The 17,336-nt window shown below is 64.2% G+C and carries 14 protein-coding genes; 7 read left to right on the top strand and 7 right to left on the bottom strand.

What is annotated here, in order from left to right:
• A complete protein-coding gene (locus tag PBR20603_RS22120) occupies positions 1–873 on the bottom strand; it encodes a LysR family transcriptional regulator (RefSeq protein ID WP_174978024.1) in 873 nt (290 codons plus the stop codon).
• A 338-nt stretch (positions 874–1,211) separates the two neighbouring features.
• Between PBR20603_RS22120 and PBR20603_RS22115 the strand changes: the two genes are divergently transcribed.
• The 3 genes from PBR20603_RS22115 to PBR20603_RS22105 are packed head-to-tail and all read left to right on the top strand — an operon-like array spanning position 1,212 to position 7,062.
• On the top strand, positions 1,212–2,453 hold the full coding sequence (locus PBR20603_RS22115) for an efflux RND transporter periplasmic adaptor subunit (RefSeq protein ID WP_425495838.1): 1,242 nt from the start codon (positions 1,212–1,214) through the stop codon (positions 2,451–2,453).
• Between the two features lie 2 nt (positions 2,454–2,455).
• The gene (locus PBR20603_RS22110) at positions 2,456–5,602 is read left to right on the top strand and encodes a multidrug efflux RND transporter permease subunit (protein ID WP_150561608.1); all 3,147 of its coding nucleotides are present in this window, start codon (positions 2,456–2,458) and stop codon (positions 5,600–5,602) included.
• Positions 5,599–7,062, top strand: coding sequence for an efflux transporter outer membrane subunit (locus PBR20603_RS22105; protein ID WP_150561607.1), 1,464 nt, complete (start codon positions 5,599–5,601; stop codon positions 7,060–7,062). Before PBR20603_RS22110 ends, PBR20603_RS22105 begins: the two co-directional genes overlap by 4 nt.
• Before the next feature lie 105 nt (positions 7,063–7,167).
• Here PBR20603_RS22105 and PBR20603_RS22100 read toward each other — a convergent pair whose 3' ends face one another.
• Positions 7,168–7,764, bottom strand: coding sequence for a nitroreductase family protein (locus tag PBR20603_RS22100; RefSeq protein ID WP_150561606.1), 597 nt, complete (start codon positions 7,762–7,764; stop codon positions 7,168–7,170).
• Positions 7,765–7,882: 118 nt separating this feature from the next.
• Between PBR20603_RS22100 and PBR20603_RS22095 the strand changes: the two genes are divergently transcribed.
• The gene (locus PBR20603_RS22095; protein ID WP_150561605.1) at positions 7,883–8,836 is read left to right on the top strand and encodes a LysR family transcriptional regulator; all 954 of its coding nucleotides are present in this window, start codon (positions 7,883–7,885) and stop codon (positions 8,834–8,836) included.
• Here the strand turns inward: PBR20603_RS22095 and PBR20603_RS22090 are convergent.
• On the bottom strand, positions 8,736–10,007 hold the full coding sequence (locus PBR20603_RS22090) for an MFS transporter (RefSeq protein WP_217425988.1): 1,272 nt from the start codon (positions 10,005–10,007) through the stop codon (positions 8,736–8,738). The two genes, PBR20603_RS22095 and PBR20603_RS22090, sit on opposite strands and share 101 nt — an antisense overlap.
• 29 nt (positions 10,008–10,036) lie before the next feature.
• On the opposite strand from PBR20603_RS22090, the gene PBR20603_RS22085 reads away from it, so the two are divergent.
• The 3 genes from PBR20603_RS22085 (at position 10,037) to PBR20603_RS22075 (ending at position 12,453) form a co-directional block, all read left to right on the top strand.
• Positions 10,037–10,930 carry a LysR family transcriptional regulator gene (locus tag PBR20603_RS22085; protein WP_150561604.1) on the top strand — a complete coding sequence of 298 codons (894 nt, stop codon included), beginning with the start codon at positions 10,037–10,039 and terminating at the stop codon, positions 10,928–10,930.
• Between the two features lie 37 nt (positions 10,931–10,967).
• Positions 10,968–11,843, top strand: a complete 876-nt coding sequence (locus PBR20603_RS22080; protein ID WP_150561603.1) for a helix-turn-helix transcriptional regulator — start codon at positions 10,968–10,970, stop codon at positions 11,841–11,843.
• A gap of 340 nt (positions 11,844–12,183) precedes the next feature.
• Positions 12,184–12,453 carry a DUF4148 domain-containing protein gene (locus tag PBR20603_RS22075; RefSeq protein WP_150561602.1) on the top strand — a complete coding sequence of 90 codons (270 nt, stop codon included), beginning with the start codon at positions 12,184–12,186 and terminating at the stop codon, positions 12,451–12,453.
• Between the two features lie 196 nt (positions 12,454–12,649).
• Here PBR20603_RS22075 and PBR20603_RS22070 read toward each other — a convergent pair whose 3' ends face one another.
• From PBR20603_RS22070 to PBR20603_RS22055, 4 genes are read right to left on the bottom strand one after another with little or no spacing between them, the layout of a single operon-like run.
• On the bottom strand, positions 12,650–14,143 hold the full coding sequence (locus PBR20603_RS22070) for an efflux transporter outer membrane subunit (protein WP_150561683.1): 1,494 nt from the start codon (positions 14,141–14,143) through the stop codon (positions 12,650–12,652).
• A gap of 17 nt (positions 14,144–14,160) precedes the next feature.
• Positions 14,161–15,123 (bottom strand): efflux RND transporter periplasmic adaptor subunit, encoded by a 963-nt coding sequence (locus tag PBR20603_RS22065; RefSeq protein WP_150561601.1) that lies wholly within the window; start codon positions 15,121–15,123, stop codon positions 14,161–14,163.
• A complete protein-coding gene (locus PBR20603_RS22060) occupies positions 15,120–15,329 on the bottom strand; it encodes a DUF1656 domain-containing protein (RefSeq protein WP_150561600.1) in 210 nt (69 codons plus the stop codon). The genes PBR20603_RS22065 and PBR20603_RS22060 overlap by 4 nt, the downstream gene beginning before the upstream one ends.
• Positions 15,326–17,335: an FUSC family protein gene (locus PBR20603_RS22055; RefSeq protein ID WP_150561599.1), complete on the bottom strand. Its 2,010-nt coding sequence runs from the start codon at positions 17,333–17,335 to the stop codon at positions 15,326–15,328. The genes PBR20603_RS22060 and PBR20603_RS22055 overlap by 4 nt, the downstream gene beginning before the upstream one ends.
• Position 17,336 lies beyond the last annotated feature (1 nt).

Genomic DNA, 17,336 nt, shown 5'->3' with positions numbered 1-17,336 from the left:
TTATGTCTCCTGTGAAATCACCCGCAGCAGCTCGGCAAAACGTGCCTCGCACCACCGCATCACATCATTGGGATCCCGCCCGAAACGCCAGAGCATTCGCACGGGCAACTGCGGCAGACCGAGATCGTCGCAGCGCAGTTCGTGAAGGTCTTCGTACTCCGCAATATCGATGGGGAGTACGGCCCAGCCAAGTTTGTCGACGACCATGCTGGCGATCACATACGAACTGTCCGCCCGCCAGATCGACGGGCTGAGTTGCAACGGCGTGAAGTCGTTCATCTGCAACAGAATCTGCCGGTACTTCGCCAGATCGCCGCGCGTCACCTGATCGCGGTACGCCAGCGGGTGGTCGCCCGCGACGAATACCCCCTGCACGGCCGAGCCGACATATTTGTGTCCCAGCGCCGACGAAATCGCCCCGCGATCCACGTGAAAGCCGATGTCTGCACGCTGCTTCTCGACGTATTCGGCGACCGCGGTCGAGGTGCCGTTGAGCAGGGTCAGCTCCAGATAGGCGAACTGGTAAGCGAGATCGCGTACCAGCTCGCTCACGGCCTGATAGGGCAGTGCCTCGTCGAGCGCCAGCGACAACTGCGGCTGCTCGCCGAACGCCAAGGCATTCGCGCGATGGTTCAGGCCCTCGGCCTGCCGCAACAGTTCCTTGGCCTCGAGCAGCATCACCTCACCCTGATCGGTGAGTCTCGCGTTTCGGCGACTCCGGTCGAATAGTTCAAATCCCAAATCGGCTTCGAGCAGCGAAATCGCCGTACTCACCGCCGACTGGGCTTTGCCCAGCCGCCGGGCAGCAGCCGATATCGATCCTTCCTCCGCCGCCGCCACAAAGTAGCGCAATTGTTCTATTGTCCAGTTCATTCATCCATTTTATAGATAGGTTCCAACTTTTTCTAACAACAAATTCGGGGCAGAATTGCGCTTCTCCAATATAAAACGCCAGATTGAAACGCCAACATAGGCGAGGCGGCAGACGACCGGATCCCCCGGTCCGGTGGTCTCAGGCAAAGACCCCCTTCGCGCAACGCGCACCTGCCACCCACGGCGCGCCTGGAGAGATGTGGGCTCCCGGTTTCCCACCACTGGCTTCGCCACTGGTTGATGTCGCGCACCGAACGCGGCCTCGACACCCTGACCGGATGTCGTAAATCCAACGCTCTTACATGTCACCGAAAATCGATAACCGAACCCGTTTCGGAATGCTAACTGGCGTGTCCGCCAGCCTGATCGCCAGTGTTCTCTTGCTCGCCGCCTGCTCGGATCGCGGCAAGAAGGACGCCGTCGACGCCAAGCCCGAAGCCGTCGTGCGCACTGTCGAGCGTCGCGCCGAACCGCTCACGACCCAGCAGCCGGGACGCCTGGAGGCCTACCGCAGTGCCGACGTGCGCGCCCGTGCGGGCGGCGTCGTCATCGAGCGCCGCTACCAGGAAGGTCAGAAGGTCGCCAAGGGCGATGTGCTGTTCCGCATCGACCCGCAACCGCTGTCGGCGGCGCTTGATGCCGCGCGCGGCGCGCTGGCCAAGGCGCAGGCCGAACACGATTCGGCCCGCGACAAGATCGAACGCTATCGCGGCTTGCTCGAAGAGCGGGCCATCAGTGCCCGCGAAGACGCCGAGTCACGCGCGGCCGAAGCGCGCGCACGCGCGGAAGTCCTCGCGGCCCGGGCGGAAGTCCGAAAGGCGGAACTCAATCTCGGCTATACGAGCGTCGTCTCGCCCATCGCGGGACGCGTGCGTCGCGCCGAAGTCACCGAGGGCGCGCTGGTCGGACTCGACTCGGCCACGCTGCTCACGCGCGTGGAACAGATCGATCCGATCTACGTGAACTTCTCGCAACCGGCCGCCGAAGTCTATGCCATGACGCGCGATCTGCGCGCCGGCAAGCTGCAACACGGCAACGAGACGGCTGCGCCGCAGGTGCGCGTGACGCTGCCCGACGGACGCGAGTACGCATTGCCCGGCAAGCTGCTCTTCACCGATCTGGCCGTCGACCCCGGTACGGACACTATCGCCATGCGCGCCGTGCTGCCGAACCCTGACGGCGTACTGCTGCCCGGCGCGTTCGTGAAGGTGAGCATGCAAGGGGCGGTGAACCCGAACATCGTGCGCGTGCCCCGCGAATCGCTCACGCGTACGGTCGATGGCGCCGTGGTGCGCGTGGTCGATGCGCAGGGCAAGGTGCGCGACACGAAGGTACATGCCGAAGCGATGGATGGCCGCGACTGGCTGGTGACGGACGGACTCAAGGGAGGCGAGAAGGTCATCGTGCAAAACGTCGCGCAGTTCTCCGACGGCATGCAAGTCAAGCTCAAGGCTGAAGCCACCGACGCCACGAGAGCCCCCGCCAAGTCGGAGGCGCCCCGTGACGCGAAGCCGCAAGACAACGCCGAGCCGGCAGCGCCTGCGCGCGCCGGCCCGGCCTCCAAAGCGGAGACGCAATAACCATGGCTCGCTTCTTTATCGATCGCCCGGTCTTTGCCTGGGTGATCTCCCTGTTGATTACGCTGGTGGGCGTGCTCGCGATCCGCGCGCTGCCCGTCGCGCAGTACCCGGACATCGCACCGCCGACAGTCAGTGTGTGGAGCAGCTATCCGGGCGCATCGGCGAAAGTGGTCGAAGACTCCGTGACGGCGCTCATCGAGCGCCAGATGAACGGCGCACCGGGGCTGATGTATACGTCGGCGTCCAGCGGAAACGGCCGCTCGTCGGTGAACCTCACCTTCCGTCAGGGCACCAATCTCGATCTGGCTGCCGTGGAAGTGCAGAACCGGCTGAAGACCGTCGAATCGCGGCTGCCTGAGGTCGTGCGTCGCGACGGTGTCGTCGTGGAGCGTGCTGCCGACAACATCCATATGGTGGTCACGCTCGCGTCGTCCAATCCCGCGATCGGCGAGTTCGATCTCGGAGAGTTCGCTGCGGCGCAGGTCGTCAACCAGCTCAAACGGGTTCCCGGTGTCGGGCAGGTGCAGTTCTGGGGGACCGAAAAGGCCATCCGCATCTGGCCCGATGCCGCGAAGCTCGTGGCCCTCGACCTGACGGCGTCGGACGTCGTCTCGAAGGTGCGTGCCTACAACGCGCGCGTGACGGTCGGCGATATCGGTGCGGGCGCAACGCCTGCCTCGGCGCCGATCAACGCCAACGTGGTGTCGGACAGTGCCTTGTCGACGCCGGAAGCGTTTGCCGACATCCCGCTGCGTGTGCGTGCCGATGGCTCGGCGATTCGCCTGGGCGATGTGGCTCGCGTGGAGTTGGGCGCGTCCGACTACGGCTATTCGTCCCGTGTGGATGGCATGCCGGCAACGGCAATGGGCATCAAGCTGGCCGCGGGTTCCAACGCGGTAGAGGTGATGAAAGCGGTGCATAAGGTGATGGACGAGCAATCGGCGTTGTTTCCCGCCGGTGTCTCGTATCAGATTCCCTATGAAACCGCGTCGTTCGTGAAGGTCTCGATCCAGAAGGTCATCATGACGCTGCTCGAGGCTGTGGTGCTCGTGTTTCTGGTGATGTATCTGTTCATGCAGAACCTGCGCGCCACGCTGATCCCGACGCTTGTCGTGCCCGTGGCATTGCTGGGCACGTTCGGCGTGTTGCTGGGACTCGGCTATTCGATCAACACGCTCACCATGTTCGGCATGGTGCTGGCCATCGGCATTCTGGTCGACGACGCCATCGTCGTGGTCGAGAACACCGAGCGGATCATGGTCGAAGAGGGCCTTTCGCCGTACGCGGCTACCGTCAAGGCGATGTCGCAGATCAGCGGGGCCATCGTCGGGATCACGGTCGTGCTCGTCACGGTGTTCGTGCCGATGGCGTTCTTCTCGGGCGCCGTGGGCAACATCTACCGGCAGTTCGCGCTCACGCTGGCCGTGTCGATCGGGTTCTCGGCGTTCCTTGCCCTCTCGCTCACGCCTGCGCTGTGCGCCACGCTGTTGCGTCCGATTGCGCACGATCACCACGAGAAGCGCGGCTTCTTCGGCTGGTTCAACCGGACGTTCGCCCTCGGCACCGAGCGCTATACGCGCACGGTCAGCAGGACGCTGCGCCATCCGTGGCGCGCGTACCTGGTCTATGCAATCGTGCTGATCGCGGTGCCGTTGGCGTTCATGCGTCTGCCCTCGGCGTTCATTCCCGAGGAAGATACGGGCAGCTTCATGGTGATGGCGTCGGAGCCGCAGGGGGCGACGTTGCCCGAAGCGATGACCGCGCTCAAGCGCATCGAGAGCTATCTGATGAAGGACGAGCCGGTCAAGCACGTCTTCGTGCTCGGCGGATGGAATGAGTTCGGTTCGGGGCCTGGGGGCGGCATGCTGTTCGTCACGCTCAAGGACTGGCACGAGCGCACGTCGAAGCACGACAGCGTGCAGGCCGTGGTCGATCGCGTCAACGAGAAATTCGCCGGTCAACCCGATCGCATGATGATGGCGATGAACAGCCCGGCGCTGCCGGAGCTTGGGTCGTCGAACGGTTTCAACCTGCGTTTGCAGGATCGCGCCGGGGTGGGCAAGGACACGCTCGTTGCCGCCCGAGACGAACTGCTTCAGAAGGCCGCGCAAGATCCGCTGCTCAAGAACGTGATCTTCGCCGGACAGGGCGACGTGCCGCAGATCGACGTCGCCATCGACCGGCGCAAGATGGAAGCGCTCAAGGTCAACATGGACGACGTCAACGCGACGCTCGCGATCATGTTCGGCTCCGACTACGTGGGCGACTTCATGCTGGGCACGGAGAATCGCCGGGTGATCGTGCAGGCAGACGGCAAGCAGCGCGTGTCGCCGGAGGACATTGGCAATCTGCGCGTGCGCAATGCCAATGGAGACATGGTGCCGCTCTCGTCATTCGTCTCGCTCAAGTGGAAGCTCGGATCGCCGCAGCTCAAGCGCTACAACGGCTATCCGTCGTTCACGATTCAGGGCGAAGCTGCCCCGGGCAAGAGCAGCGGTGAAGCGATGGCCCGCATGGAGCAACTGATGGCCGAACTGCCCAAGGGCATTGGCCATGAGTGGAGCGGGCAGTCGCTGGAGGAGCGCGTCTCGGGGGCGCAGGCGCCCATGCTGTTCGCCTTGTCGGTGCTGGTCGTGTTTCTTGCCCTTGCCGCACTCTATGAAAGCTGGGCCATTCCGGCGGCCGTCATCATGGTGGTGCCGCTCGGCGTGATCGGGGCACTCGGTGCGGTGAGCCTGATGGGCATGCCCAACGACATCTACTTCAAGGTGGGGCTGATCGCGACCATCGGTCTGTCGGCAAAGAACGCGATTCTGATCGTGGAAGTCGCCAACGATCTGACGAAGCAGGGCATGGCCTGGCTCGATGCGGCGGTGGAAGCCGCGCGTCTGCGGCTGCGCCCGATCGTGATGACGTCGCTCGCGTTCGGTTTCGGCGTGGTGCCGCTGGCGATTGCCTCGGGCCCGGCGTCGGGCGCGCAGCGGGCCATTGGTGTGGCGGTGCTCGGCGGGATCGTAACGGCCACGGTGCTGGCGATCTTCCTGGTGCCCCTGTTTTTCCTGCTGGTCGGCCGCTTTGTGCGCCGGCCGAATATGGACAGTACGGACGCGTTGCGCGAGGGTGCGCCCGCCGTCGAGGGGAAGGTATGACGACGTTTCGACCCCGCGTGCGCGGGATATCCGCGGCCGGTGTGTGCCTCTTCGCATTGCTTGGAGGGTGTACGCTGGCGCCCACGTATGAACGCCCGGCGGCCCCGATGCCCACGACGTACGACGCTGCCCCGCCGGCCGGCGAGGGGCGGCTCGCGCTCGCCAACCCGCTCGACGCCGACGCGGACTGGGCCGACGTGTTTAACGATCCAGGCTTGCGCACGCTGATTCGCCGCGCGCTCGACCAGAATCGCGATCTGCGTCTGGCGTCGCTTCGCGTGCAGGAAGCGCGTGCGCTATACGGCATCGAGGCAGCCAATCTGCTGCCGAGCGTACAGGCGGGCGGCGCGTTTTCCCGTCAGCGCTACTCCGGCGCGGCTGGCTTGCCGAATGGCAGCAGCAGTACCGCAGGCAGTTATGTTGCCAACGACTTGCGCGCCACGGCCGGTGTGAGCGCGTTCGAACTCGATTTCTTCGGGCGCGTTCGCAGCTTGCGCGATGCCGCCTTGCAGGAGTATCTGGCGAGCGAGGAAGCGCAACGTGCAGCACAGGTGAGTCTCGTAGCGGAAGTGGCGACGTCCTACATCGGCTTGGTGGCCATCAACGAACAGATCGCCTATGCGCGTGAGGTGCTGACGGCGCGCGAGGAGGGCATTCGCGTCATTCGCCTGCGGGCCGAGCGCGGACTGGTCGACGATCTCGATCTGAACACCGAGACGACGCAGGTCGAAGTCGCGCGGGCGGCGCTGGCCGAGCGTGAGCGCCAGCGCAGCGAGATCGTGCATGCGTTGCAGGTACTCACCGGCGATGTCAGCGCGATGCCGGTTGCGGCCGCTACGCTTGACAACGCCTTCGTCGTGCCGGTCGCGGCCGGGCTGCCGTCGTCGTTGCTGATGCGCCGTCCGGACATTCGCCGGGCGGAAGCGCAATTGCGCGCCGCCAACGCGAATATCGGCGCGGCGCGCGCGGCGTTCTTTCCATCGATCAAACTGACGACGGAGATCGGTACGGCCAGTTCGCGCTTTGCCGATCTGTTCAGTGCGGGCACCGGGGTGTGGTCCTTCATGCCACAGATTACGGTGCCGATCTTCGAAGGCGGCCGCAATATCCAGGGCCTGAATCTGGCGAACGTGCGCAAAGAGATGGCCATCGTGTCATACGAGCGCGTGATTCAGACGGCGTTTGCCGAGGTGGATGACGCACTCGCGGCGCAGCAATGGTTGACGCGCCAGTTTCAGGCGCAAAAACGCGTGTCGGATGGCGAGCGTGAGCGGCTGCGTCTGGCAAAGCGACGCTATGTCAACGGTGTGGCGAGTTATCTCGAACTGCTCGATGCGCAGCGCAGTGAGTTTCAGGCCGCGCAGCAGTTGATCGACGTGAAGCAGCGAATGCTGGTCAATCATGTCGCGCTGTATCGCGCGTTGGGCGGCGGCTGGCAGCCGGAGACCGGTGCGTCCTGACGTGAGGCGCAGGGTTCGTGGTAACGAAAAACCCCGCCGGGTCTCGCGATCCGGCGGGGTTTTCCTTTAGGCCGCGCGGTCGATGACAGCGATGGCCCCTGTGCGTCAGAACGCGAAGCGGCCTTCTGCGGCGATCTTCGACAGCGGTTCACGCGGGCTCGGGACTTCGCGCTTGCGCAGTCCTTCGGGCAGCGTCGCAGGGTCGCCCGGGCGCCCGATAGCGATGGCCGCCTCGATCTTGTACTTCGGCGACAGATCGAGTTCATTGCGGATCTTGTCGTGCTCGATGCCCGCCATTGCGTGCGTCGCCCAGCCCGAGAGCGAGGCTTGCAACGCAAGGTAGCCCCATGCGGCACCGGCGTCGAAGGCGTGCGTCGAGGCGGGGACTTCCTGATCGCTGCCCGGCGGCGTCAGCGTCGACTTCGAGATCACGATGACGATGGCCGCAGCGTGCTTTGCCCAGCTCTGGTTGAATTCGTTGAGGAAGCCGACGAACTGTTCCCAATGCGGCGTGCCACGGCGAGCGTACACAAAGCGCCACGGTTGAGCGTTGTACGCCGACGGCGCCCAGCGGGCGGCTTCGAAGAACGACAGCAGGGTGGCTTCGGGCAACGTTTCGTCCGTGTAGGCGCGGGGCGACCAGCGGGCAACGAACTGCGGGTCGATGGGGTGATCGGCTTGGCGGGAGGTCGTATCGGGCATGCGAATGTCTCGTCTGCGGAAAAAGTGTGTCGGTGGATCCTGAGCGGGTCGCCAGGATACCTCGCGAGCATGCGGATCCCAACCAATATCGCAGCACGTGCATATATCATCACGCATCATGAACACCTTAAAAAACATGCGGATCTTCGTGCGCGTGGCCGACGCAGCCAGCTTTGCCGGTGCCGCGCGCGCGCTCGACATGACGACACCGCAGGCGTCGAAGGCGGTGTCCGAACTCGAAGCGCATTTGCGCACGCGGCTGCTGCATCGCACGACACGCAAGCTGGCGCTCACTGACGCGGGTAAGCGCTATCTCGCTCGCTGCCGCGACATCATTTCGCTCGTCGATGTCTCGGAAGCCGAGGCGGGCGCGGCGAGTGCTGCGCCCGCCGGTACACTGCGTCTGCACGCACCGGCGAGCTTCGGGCAGGTCTTCGTGATCCCGGCGCTCGCGCGGTTTCTGGAACAGTATCCGGAGGTCGAGGCTGACCTCCTGCTGTCGTCGCGCGTGCCCGACCTGCTCGAGGAAAACATCGACGTCTCGCTGCGGCTCGCCACGTCGCAATTGCCCGATTCCGGCCTCGTGTCGGCACGCATCTGCCGCATGGCGTCGGTGTTATGCGCTGCGCCGCAATACCTCGACAAGCATGGTGCCCCCGCATCGCTCGACGAACTCGCACAACATACGCAGGTGCGTCTCGTTGCGCCGCATTACTCGGTCGATCACTGGGATTTCGAAGGACCGGACGGCCGTGTGAGGCTGCCGGTGCCTTCGGGACGCTTGCGGGTGAATACGGCCGATTCGCTGGCGGCGGCCTTGATCAGCGGCTGCGGCGTGGGGCCTGTGCCGTTGCTTTCGGCGCTTCCGGCATTGCGCAGCGGCACGCTGATGCGTGTGCTGCCCGCCTATGAGATGCAGGGGACGAATGTGTACGCGGTCTACGCGTCTCGTCTGTACCTCGACGCCAAGGTCAAGACCTGGATCGCGTTTCTGCAAGCGTTTGTGGCGCAGGCACTGGCGGCGCCAGACGCCGCAACGTTAATGCCACGCCAGCCATCAGCAGACCGATAACGAACGAGACCCTGAGAATCGCGGTATCGCCCCAGTGCTCGCGCACCACGGCATACGCCCACGGGGCCGCGGCAGACAGGGCAAACGCGGGCGTGAGCAGGGTGCCCAAGGCATGCGCGTAGGCGTCGTGCGCGAAGAGTTCGAGCGGCAGGCTGGCGCGCAATAGCGTGGCCAGACCGTTCAATGCGCCATACGTAAAGATGAAGACGCCTGCGACGTACACGGATGACATGCCGGCCAGTCCCAGCGCGAAGCAGAGGGGCAGTCCGCAACCGACCACGAGGTTGAGCTTGATCGCACTTGCCTGACGCGGCTGGAGCCATTCGAGCGTGCGTGCGCATACCTGTCCCAATCCCCACAGGGCGGCGAGCCCGACCGGCAGACCGTGAGCGCCGAGCAGCGACGTCAGGTGGGCTGCCAGCCCCGACGACAGAATCGCTGCCAGCGCCATGACGGCACCGTATAGCAGCCCGGGCGTCCACGGCAGCGGCGAGCGCGTCTGACGCTGCGCATTGGCGGACAGCGTCCGGCAGGGTGTCGGGGGCAGGCTGCGCAACAGCGCCCAGGCGAGCAGACCGATGACGCCGTACACGAAAACACCGATTCGCCATCCCCACGTATCGCCTAGCCAATTGCCCAACGGCCAGAAGACGGTCGTCGCCAATCCCCCCATGAGCGTGATTTGTGTCATTGGCCGGCGCGCCGCAGGCCCGTAGAGGGCCGCGAGCGTCGCGAACGCGGCGTCGTAAAGCGAGAGACGCATGCCGATGCCGAGCAGGCACCACGCCGCATAGCACTGTACGAGTGTCGTGCTGGTGGCAAGCGTTGCACAGCCCGCCGAGCATATGAGCGTGCCGGCGCACATGACACGGCGTCCGCCCAGGCGCTCGAGCCAGCGGCCCGACAGCGGAGAAACCGCAGCCATGACGAGCATGGCGAGCGAGGGGCCGGCAAATACCCAGGTCGGCGGCCATCCGGTCGATTGGGCGATGCGCCACGCGAAGGCACCGGGCAGATAGAAGCTCACCCCCCAGTTGATCAGTTGCGCGAGGCCGAGCGTGATGACAGTGGGCATGGCAGAAGGAGAGGTGGCGATGACGCCTCGGGACCGGTTCGCGAAGACAAGATCGGCATGGTGCGCCGGCGTCATCTCTTGGTAAAGTCTTGGCATCTTATCCAGCTCATAAGGAAAACTTTGAGATGCGCCGTCTGAATCTGGATCAGCTTCACACGTTTTCCGAAGTCGTCGACGCCGGGAGTTTCTCTGCGGCTGCCGCCCGTCTCGATCTGTCGCAACCGGCGGTCAGCCTGCAGGTTCGCCAACTTGAGCAGCGGCTGAAAGTCAGGTTGATCGAGCGCGTAGGCAAACGGCTCAAGCCGACGTCTGCCGGCACGGCGCTGCTCGAGCATGCGCGTCGCATCGATGCGGCCGTCGAAGACGCCCTGCAGGCGTTGTCGAGCCACGCGAGCGGTGTGGCGGGCGAAGTGGCGATCGGTACTGGCGCAACGGCCTGTATTCATTTGTTGCCGCCGATGTTGCGTGCGATGCGCAAGCGTCATCCGATGCTCGACATTCGCGTGAGTACCGGGAACACCGACGACGTGGTGAGCGCGGTAACGGAGAACCGGCTGGATATCGGTCTCGTCACGTTGCCCGCAGCGGGGCGCAGCCTGCACATCACGCCGGTGTTGCGCGACGAGTTCGTCGCCATCGCGCCGGCTGGCGATCAGGGCTGGGCGACGCAGGTGACGCCACAGACGCTCGCCGCCGCGCCGATGGTGGCGTTCGAGTCAGGGAGCAGCACAAGGCTGTTGATCGATGAGTGGTTCCTGCAAGCCGGATTGCGCGTGCGCCCGGTCATGGCGCTGGGCAGCATCGAAGCGATCAAGGAAATGGTAGCGGCGGGATTGGGTTACAGCATCGTGCCGCGCATGTCGGTCAATGCTGCGCACTACCGCCGTGGATTGCGCATTTCCACACTTGCCCCTGAACTATCGAGAACGCTGGCCATTGTCGTGCGCCAGGACAAGCCATTGACACCCGGGCTGCGCAAAGTGCTCTCAGCTTTGGAAGCATTGGGCAGCGCCGCATAATTTGCAATGGGGAAATGATTGGCACTCCACGTAAAAAATGGCGCGTTTTATTCAGAAAAATTACTGCCCGCAAACCACAAAGCTAGGACTACAATGCGCGAATCTCGGCAATTCGTTTTCATTATTAAGAAACGTGCAACTCGCAATGCATCATCATCTTTACCGATATGAAGGGCTGCTTGGTGCCCGCTCGGTCGAGGCACTCGACGCAGAGTTTCAGAATCTGACGCGCGCACTGGGTTATGACGCGTTGTTCTATGCGCCGCTGCTGCCGCGCCGGGAAAGAGAGGCCGCAGCATTTCAGATTGAAGATCAGTGGATTTCGGCGCAGGGAATGCCGAGCCGGCATATTTTCACGACATTTCCGGCGGCATGGATTGAGCGTTATCAAAACGCGGGCTATGCCGAAGTCGATCCGATACTGATCGCCGCAAATTTGTCGCCGCTGCCGATACTCTGGCGCACTTTCCTCTCGCAGAAGCGACCCCACCCCATCTTCGCGGATGCCCGCGAGCACGGTCTCGGCTCCGGGGTGTCGATTCCTATCTACGGAGCGGCCGGCGAACGCGCGATCTTCAGCGCTGCGACGGCGCGCTCACCCGAAGAATCGGCCGAGCATGAGGCGCGCATGCTCGGAGAGATCTATCTGACAGCGGTGTATTTTCACCAGGCGATTCAGCAACTCGACATGCAGTGGGTGGCGAGTCGCAGCGCCGGAAAGCTCAGCCCGCGTGAAATCGAAAGTCTATTGTGGGCGGCGCGCGGTAAAACGGCGTGGGAAATCGGTTTGATTCTGAAGATATCCGAGCACACGGTGACGTTTCATATCAATAACGCCAAGCGCAAGCTCGGTGCCGTCAACCGGCATCAGGCCATTGCCGCCGCGATCAGCAGCGGGCTGATTTCGCCCTGATGCTGCCTCGCTTTACCGCCTTCTCGTGAGCACGCTTTCCGGTCGCTCGCGAGGCGGCGCTTGTCCGCGATTCTCCCCCGGGTCAACGCCGACCACTTTTCATCCAGTGAAATAACGCGATCTTCGAGAGATTGGCGTCGTTTCAATCCGCTTATTCGCCATTTTCATGCCATTTGGGCGTTGAATCTGGCTGAATTTCACAGCATTTCCGAAACAGTGTGTTGTCGCTTTAGGGCTGGCTCATTAGTAAGGGAAAACTATAATTTACTCATGGCGAAAACTGATCGGTTAGCGGTTTTCGAGTCCATGAGCGTCATATGAACGATAAAAGGAGTTTTCCATGAAAAAGAACCTGTTGACCGCTGTCGCGCTCGTTGGGCTGACGATGGCTGCTGGCTCGGCATTTGCGGCAGATCAGAGCCAAACGGGCGGCGTCACTCGCGCCCATGTGCGCGCTGAGTTGCAAGCTGCACGAGAACTCGGCCTCTCGCCAGTGACGGAATTCAATTTCCCGTACACCTACGAGCAGTCGATTCAGTTGCAGCAGTTGACGGCCAAGATCGAAGCCCAGAACCAGGCGGGCGCAAAGCAAGCGCCGGTTGCCAACTGAGTGGCAATGCTCGCAACGCGATAACCATTGCGGTTATCGATAGCAGTTCCCGATTCGCCGACGGCCCGCCCGGCTTACCATCGAGCCTCGCCCGCGCCGCGCGAATCAGCCCTACCGGCGCCGTAGCGCGTCACATACCACAGCCCCGCCCGAGGATTCGTTCCCGACGGGGCTTGTGTGTTTCTGGGGCAATGAGTCAATGGGTCGACGGTGTCGATGCGGAGGTCGTGCTGCCGTGTTCCGGCGTCGCACGGGTTTCGGCCAGCGACGTCTTGTCGTGCGCGGCGCTCGATTGCCACCCACCGCCCAGTGCCAGGAACAGATTGACCTGATCCATTGCGACCTGCGTCTCTGAGGCGGCCAGGGCTGCCTCGGCACTGGCGTGCGTGCGTTCGGCGTCGAGACTGGTCAGGTACGGCGCCCGGCCTGCCTGATAGAGCTTATGGTTCTGTTCGGCGGCGGCGCGAGACTTGTCGCGTGCGTCGCGCAGGGCGTCGTCGCGCTGCAACTCGCGCGTGTAGGCCGAGAGGGACGTCTGCGTTTCCTGCAATGCCTTCAGCACCACGCCATCGAAATGGGCGAGCGCGGCGTCTGCGCCCGCTTCCATCCCTTTGATATGGGCGCGCACCCCGTTGGTCGGCAGAGACCAGGTGATCATCGGCCCTACGGTCCATTGCTCCGTGCGGCCTTGCCCGAAGTGTTCCAGTACCCCGCTTGCCCCGATCGAGGCACCAAGGCGGATCGACGGATAGAGGTCTGCCGTGGCGACACCGATCTTTGCCGTGGCCGACGCCAGTTCGCGCTCGGCCTGGCGCACGTCGGGGCGGCGCTTGAGCAGTGCTGTGCCGTCGCCGACCGGCAGCGGTTGGCCGAGTTGAGGAATGCGGCGGCATTGCGCGGCGCTCGCGTCGAGCGCGCCGGGCACCTTGCCGAGCATCACGGCCAGCCGGTAGGTGGCGGCTTCATGCTGCGCCTGGAAATGCGGCAGGGCGGCGCGCAACGTGTCGGCCTGCGCCTGAGCGCGCAACAGATCGGTCGGCTGATCGCGACCGGCATCGACGAGCTTGCGCGTGATCGCCACGCTCTTTTCCTGCAGCGCCAACTGCTCGTTGGCGATGTCGTATTCGTGATTGGCCGCGCAGCTTTGCACATAGGCGCGCACCGTTTCGGCGGCCACGCTCACACGGGCGACGTCGAGGGCGGCCTGACTGGCTTCGGCCGCGGCGAGGGCCGCTTCATCCGCACGGGCCAACTTGCCGAAGAAGTCGATCTGATAGGAGACAGACAGTGCCGCCGCAGCCAGATTGACCACCGGCAGCTTTTCTTCCTTCAGGAAGCTCTCGCCGGAGAGCTGGGCTCGGCCGACGTTGGCTTCCATGCCGCCCTGCGGCAGATTCTCCGACTCGACTTCGTGATACATCGCCACCGCACGCTGCACATTGGCAAGCGCCACGCGAACGTTCGTGTTGGCGGCGAGGGCCTCTTTCACGAGTGCGTCGAGTTTGGGGTCGTCGTAGAGTTGCCACCAGTCGTCGGGCACGGCGCCAATCGAAACGGCGCGTTGCGTTGCGTTCGCAATGGGGCCATTCGCTTCGGGCGAGCGCATCACCGAGTTTGCGGGCAACTGGTAGTCGGGGCCGACAGTCGTGCATCCGGCAACGAGCGCAGCGGCCGCTGCCACGGCGCTCATCAGAAGGAATCGTGTGCTCACGGCCGGGCTCCCGGTTGAGCACGGGTGTCGTGGGCGGCAGCCAGCGTCGTGGATGTCGCGCCGGCCTGTTTCGATTCTCCGGACTTGCCCTGCTGACCTTCCACGACGGTGACGGTCGCGGTGCGTCCGGCAACCAGGCGCATGTCTTTGGGAACATCGTCGAGCGCAATGCGCACCGGAATGCGCTGGGCGAGACGAACCCAGTTGAAGGTCGGGTTGATGTTGGGCAGCATCGACGCGCCGCTCGTACGATCGCGGTCTTCGATCCCGGCGACGATGCTTTGCACGTGACCGTGCAGCACATGCTGCTCGCCCATCAGCCGCACTTCGACTTTGTCGCCGATGTGGATGCCGCGCATCTTGGTTTCTTCGAAGTAGCCTTCCACGTGCAGCGAGTTGGCGTCGACCATCGAGAGCACCGGGCGGCCGGTGCTGACATAGTCGCCCACCCGCGGCAGACGGTCGTTCAGGTAGCCGTCGGCAGGCGCGAGGACGCGCGTGCGCTCAAGGTTGAGCTTCGCGAGTCGCACGGCTGCCTCGGCCTGCGCCACGGCGGCTTCGCCGGACTCGACCTTGGCCTGGCCGGCCTCGATCACTTCCTTGGCCACCACTTCCGTCAACTGATGGTTACGCGCGTTTTCGCGGCGGGCCTGCGCAAGCGTGGCGCGCTGCGCGGCGACGTTGGCTTCGGCTTGCTGCAACGCGAGCGTGTAGCGGTCACGATCGATCACGAAGAGCAGATCGCCGCGGTGCACCTGCTGGTTGTCCTTGACTTCGACGTCGGTGATGAGGCCCGACACGTCGGGGGCGACCTGCACGATGTCGGCGCGGATGCGTCCGTCGCGCGTCCAGGGGGCAACGGTGTAGTAGTCCCACAGATGCAGCAGCACGAAGAGCGCGACGCAAGATACCGCGAGCGTCAGCACGACGGGGCCGAGAGAGCGAAGTTTCAGTTTCATGGTTGGCAAGCGCGCGCGATGGCGACGATGCCGCCCAGCGCGATGATGTACACAGCAAGGTTGAATAACGAACGGTGCCAGACAAGCCTGTAAAAGCCGATGCGAGCCAGCACGAAGCGCAGCGCGCCGGTCACCACGAAAGCCACGACCATCAGGGCCAGCAGTGTCGGCACGAAGACGCCGTAGATATCGATCTCACCACTCATTGGAGACTTCCGGAACGTGTGGCCGGGAACAGCGCGACGTGGATGTCCATGAGCGACGCGCGCGCACTGCGCGACGGCTGATCGCTATGGGCCACCAATGAGCGCACCGCGCCCAGCAGTTTGTCGTGCAGCGTGGTATCGGGCTCGCTCGCCTGTTCGTCGAGTCGCGCCTGATAAAAGCGCGCCACGTCGGTGAGCACAGCCTCGACGGCATTGCGCTGCGACGGATTCAGATGCGGCAGCTCGCGCTGCAACGCCAGCGCCGAGAGTTCGACGCGCACTTCGGTAAAGCCATCGCTCGACGTCTCGCTCTCGCTCGCGGCCAGACGCGGCACCAGTTGGCCGAGCCGGTCGAGCAGTCGCGCGCGCAGGCGGCCATGTTCGGCCACCGAGCGGCCGCGTGCGTTCTTGGTAATGTCGCGCCAGCTCGAGTGAATCAGGCGGCGCATCGCCACGCGCGTGCCGAACGGACGTGTCTGCAACGTCCAGAGCAAGGCGAACAGCACGCCGGCCAGACCGGCGATATTGCCGTTGAAGAACGCCTGGAAGTCGGCGCTGTAGCCGCCCTGAATGCCGACGAAGCTCGCCGTGTTGACCGCCACGAGCATGGCCACCATCGTGAAGCGCGGCTGCGGAATGAGCGTGCCGAGCAGCAGGTACGGAACGGCAAACAGCGCGACGAGCAGGCCGAAGTCGTGCGCATTCGTCAGGATGAAGAACACGTAAACGGCCGCGAATATCACGCACACGGCTGTGGCCCAGAAGAACGAACGGATGAACGGCGCGGGCTCGTCCATCGCCGCGAAGAAACAGCAAGCCACGGCACCGAGCGAGACGCCGGCAGCGCCGTCGTTCCAGCCGGTATAGATCCACACCATGCCCATGAGGAACGTGCACAGCGCGGCCGAAACGGTCGAAAACAACAGCAGGCCGTGGTCGTAATGGCGTGCGCCGCCCAGCTCCCAGTGGAGGAATGCGGGTTTCCATTCGCGGCCGTTGTCGTGGTCATCACCCTGGCCGAAGCGGCGTTGCAGCGACACGCAGTCCTGCCAGAGCTGCACCAGCGAGCGCAGACGGTCTTCGGTCGCCGCGACCAGCGCGCCATACCAGTCAGAGGCTTCGCCGGCCGATTGCGGTGGACGCAACAGGTGGGCCGGGGCGGGCGACGGCGCGCCGCGGCGCAGCCATGCCACCACATCCGCCATCTTCGCTTCGAGTGCTTCAGGCGCCCCCTTCGGGTGCTCACGCAAGGCCTGAACGAGCGAAGCCACCGTCGAGAGCACCGGCATCATCATGCTCATGCGGCCGCGCAATTCCTGTGCGTCGCGCACGCGCTCCGACGTGTCGGCATCGTATGAAAGCTGGCTGATCAATTGGTCGAGCGCCAGAATGTCGGCCGCCATGCGGTGACGGCTCATGTGGCGCGTTGCCTTGCCCTCGGGGTCGGCCGAGAGCATGTCGGTCGTCCAGCGCGCCGCGTCGGCGAGCCAGCGGGCCGAGCGGTCGTGCAATACCTTGGCCACGCTCGTGGGCAGGATCACGGCGCCGACAACGCTCGCGCAGATGATGCCGAGAATGATCTCCTCGGCGCGCGCAACGGCAATATCGAAGATGACGTCGGGCGTGCCGACTGCCGGCAAGGCAATCAGCGGCAGTGTGTACGACGCGAGCAGAAATACATAGCTGCGCGGCGAGCGATGCAACAGCGAGATATAGAGCAGTGTGCCGGTCCACAGTCCGACGGCCGCCATGAGCAACTCAGGCGTGTCGACGAGCGCGGGTACGAAGGCAATGGACGCCGCGGCGCCGAGCAGCGTGCCGAGCACGCGATACAACGCCTTGGAGCGTGTGGCGCCGGTGAGCGGGTGCGACACGATGTAGACCGTGGCCATCGCCCAGTACGGACGCGGCAAGCCGAGCGCCAGTGCAATGTACAGCGCCAGCATCGAGGCGGCGAATGCCTTGATCGAGAAAATCCAGTCGCGTGAGGATGGCCAGTTGAACACG

The organism is Pandoraea bronchicola (assembly GCF_902459805.1).
Lineage (GTDB): Bacteria > Pseudomonadota > Gammaproteobacteria > Burkholderiales > Burkholderiaceae > Pandoraea > Pandoraea bronchicola.
This window is presented reverse-complemented; position numbering and strand designations above follow the sequence as displayed.

What these genes read in the sequence shown, in the direction of transcription:
- PBR20603_RS22120 (WP_174978024.1), bottom strand. Translation starts at nt 873, where the DNA reads ATGAACTGGACAATAGAACAATTGCGCTACTTTGTGGCGGCGGCGGAG.
- PBR20603_RS22115 (WP_425495838.1), top strand. Translation starts at nt 1,212, where the DNA reads ATGCTAACTGGCGTGTCCGCCAGCCTGATCGCCAGTGTTCTCTTGCTC.
- PBR20603_RS22110 (WP_150561608.1), top strand. Translation starts at nt 2,456, where the DNA reads ATGGCTCGCTTCTTTATCGATCGCCCGGTCTTTGCCTGGGTGATCTCC.
- PBR20603_RS22105 (WP_150561607.1), top strand. Translation starts at nt 5,599, where the DNA reads ATGACGACGTTTCGACCCCGCGTGCGCGGGATATCCGCGGCCGGTGTG.
- PBR20603_RS22100 (WP_150561606.1), bottom strand. Translation starts at nt 7,764, where the DNA reads ATGCCCGATACGACCTCCCGCCAAGCCGATCACCCCATCGACCCGCAG.
- PBR20603_RS22095 (WP_150561605.1), top strand. Translation starts at nt 7,883, where the DNA reads ATGAACACCTTAAAAAACATGCGGATCTTCGTGCGCGTGGCCGACGCA.
- PBR20603_RS22090 (WP_217425988.1), bottom strand. Translation starts at nt 10,007, where the DNA reads ATGCCAAGACTTTACCAAGAGATGACGCCGGCGCACCATGCCGATCTT.
- PBR20603_RS22085 (WP_150561604.1), top strand. Translation starts at nt 10,037, where the DNA reads ATGCGCCGTCTGAATCTGGATCAGCTTCACACGTTTTCCGAAGTCGTC.
- PBR20603_RS22080 (WP_150561603.1), top strand. Translation starts at nt 10,968, where the DNA reads ATGGCGCGTTTTATTCAGAAAAATTACTGCCCGCAAACCACAAAGCTA.
- PBR20603_RS22075 (WP_150561602.1), top strand. Translation starts at nt 12,184, where the DNA reads ATGAAAAAGAACCTGTTGACCGCTGTCGCGCTCGTTGGGCTGACGATG.
- PBR20603_RS22070 (WP_150561683.1), bottom strand. Translation starts at nt 14,143, where the DNA reads ATGAGCGCCGTGGCAGCGGCCGCTGCGCTCGTTGCCGGATGCACGACT.
- PBR20603_RS22065 (WP_150561601.1), bottom strand. Translation starts at nt 15,123, where the DNA reads ATGAAACTGAAACTTCGCTCTCTCGGCCCCGTCGTGCTGACGCTCGCG.
- PBR20603_RS22060 (WP_150561600.1), bottom strand. Translation starts at nt 15,329, where the DNA reads ATGAGTGGTGAGATCGATATCTACGGCGTCTTCGTGCCGACACTGCTG.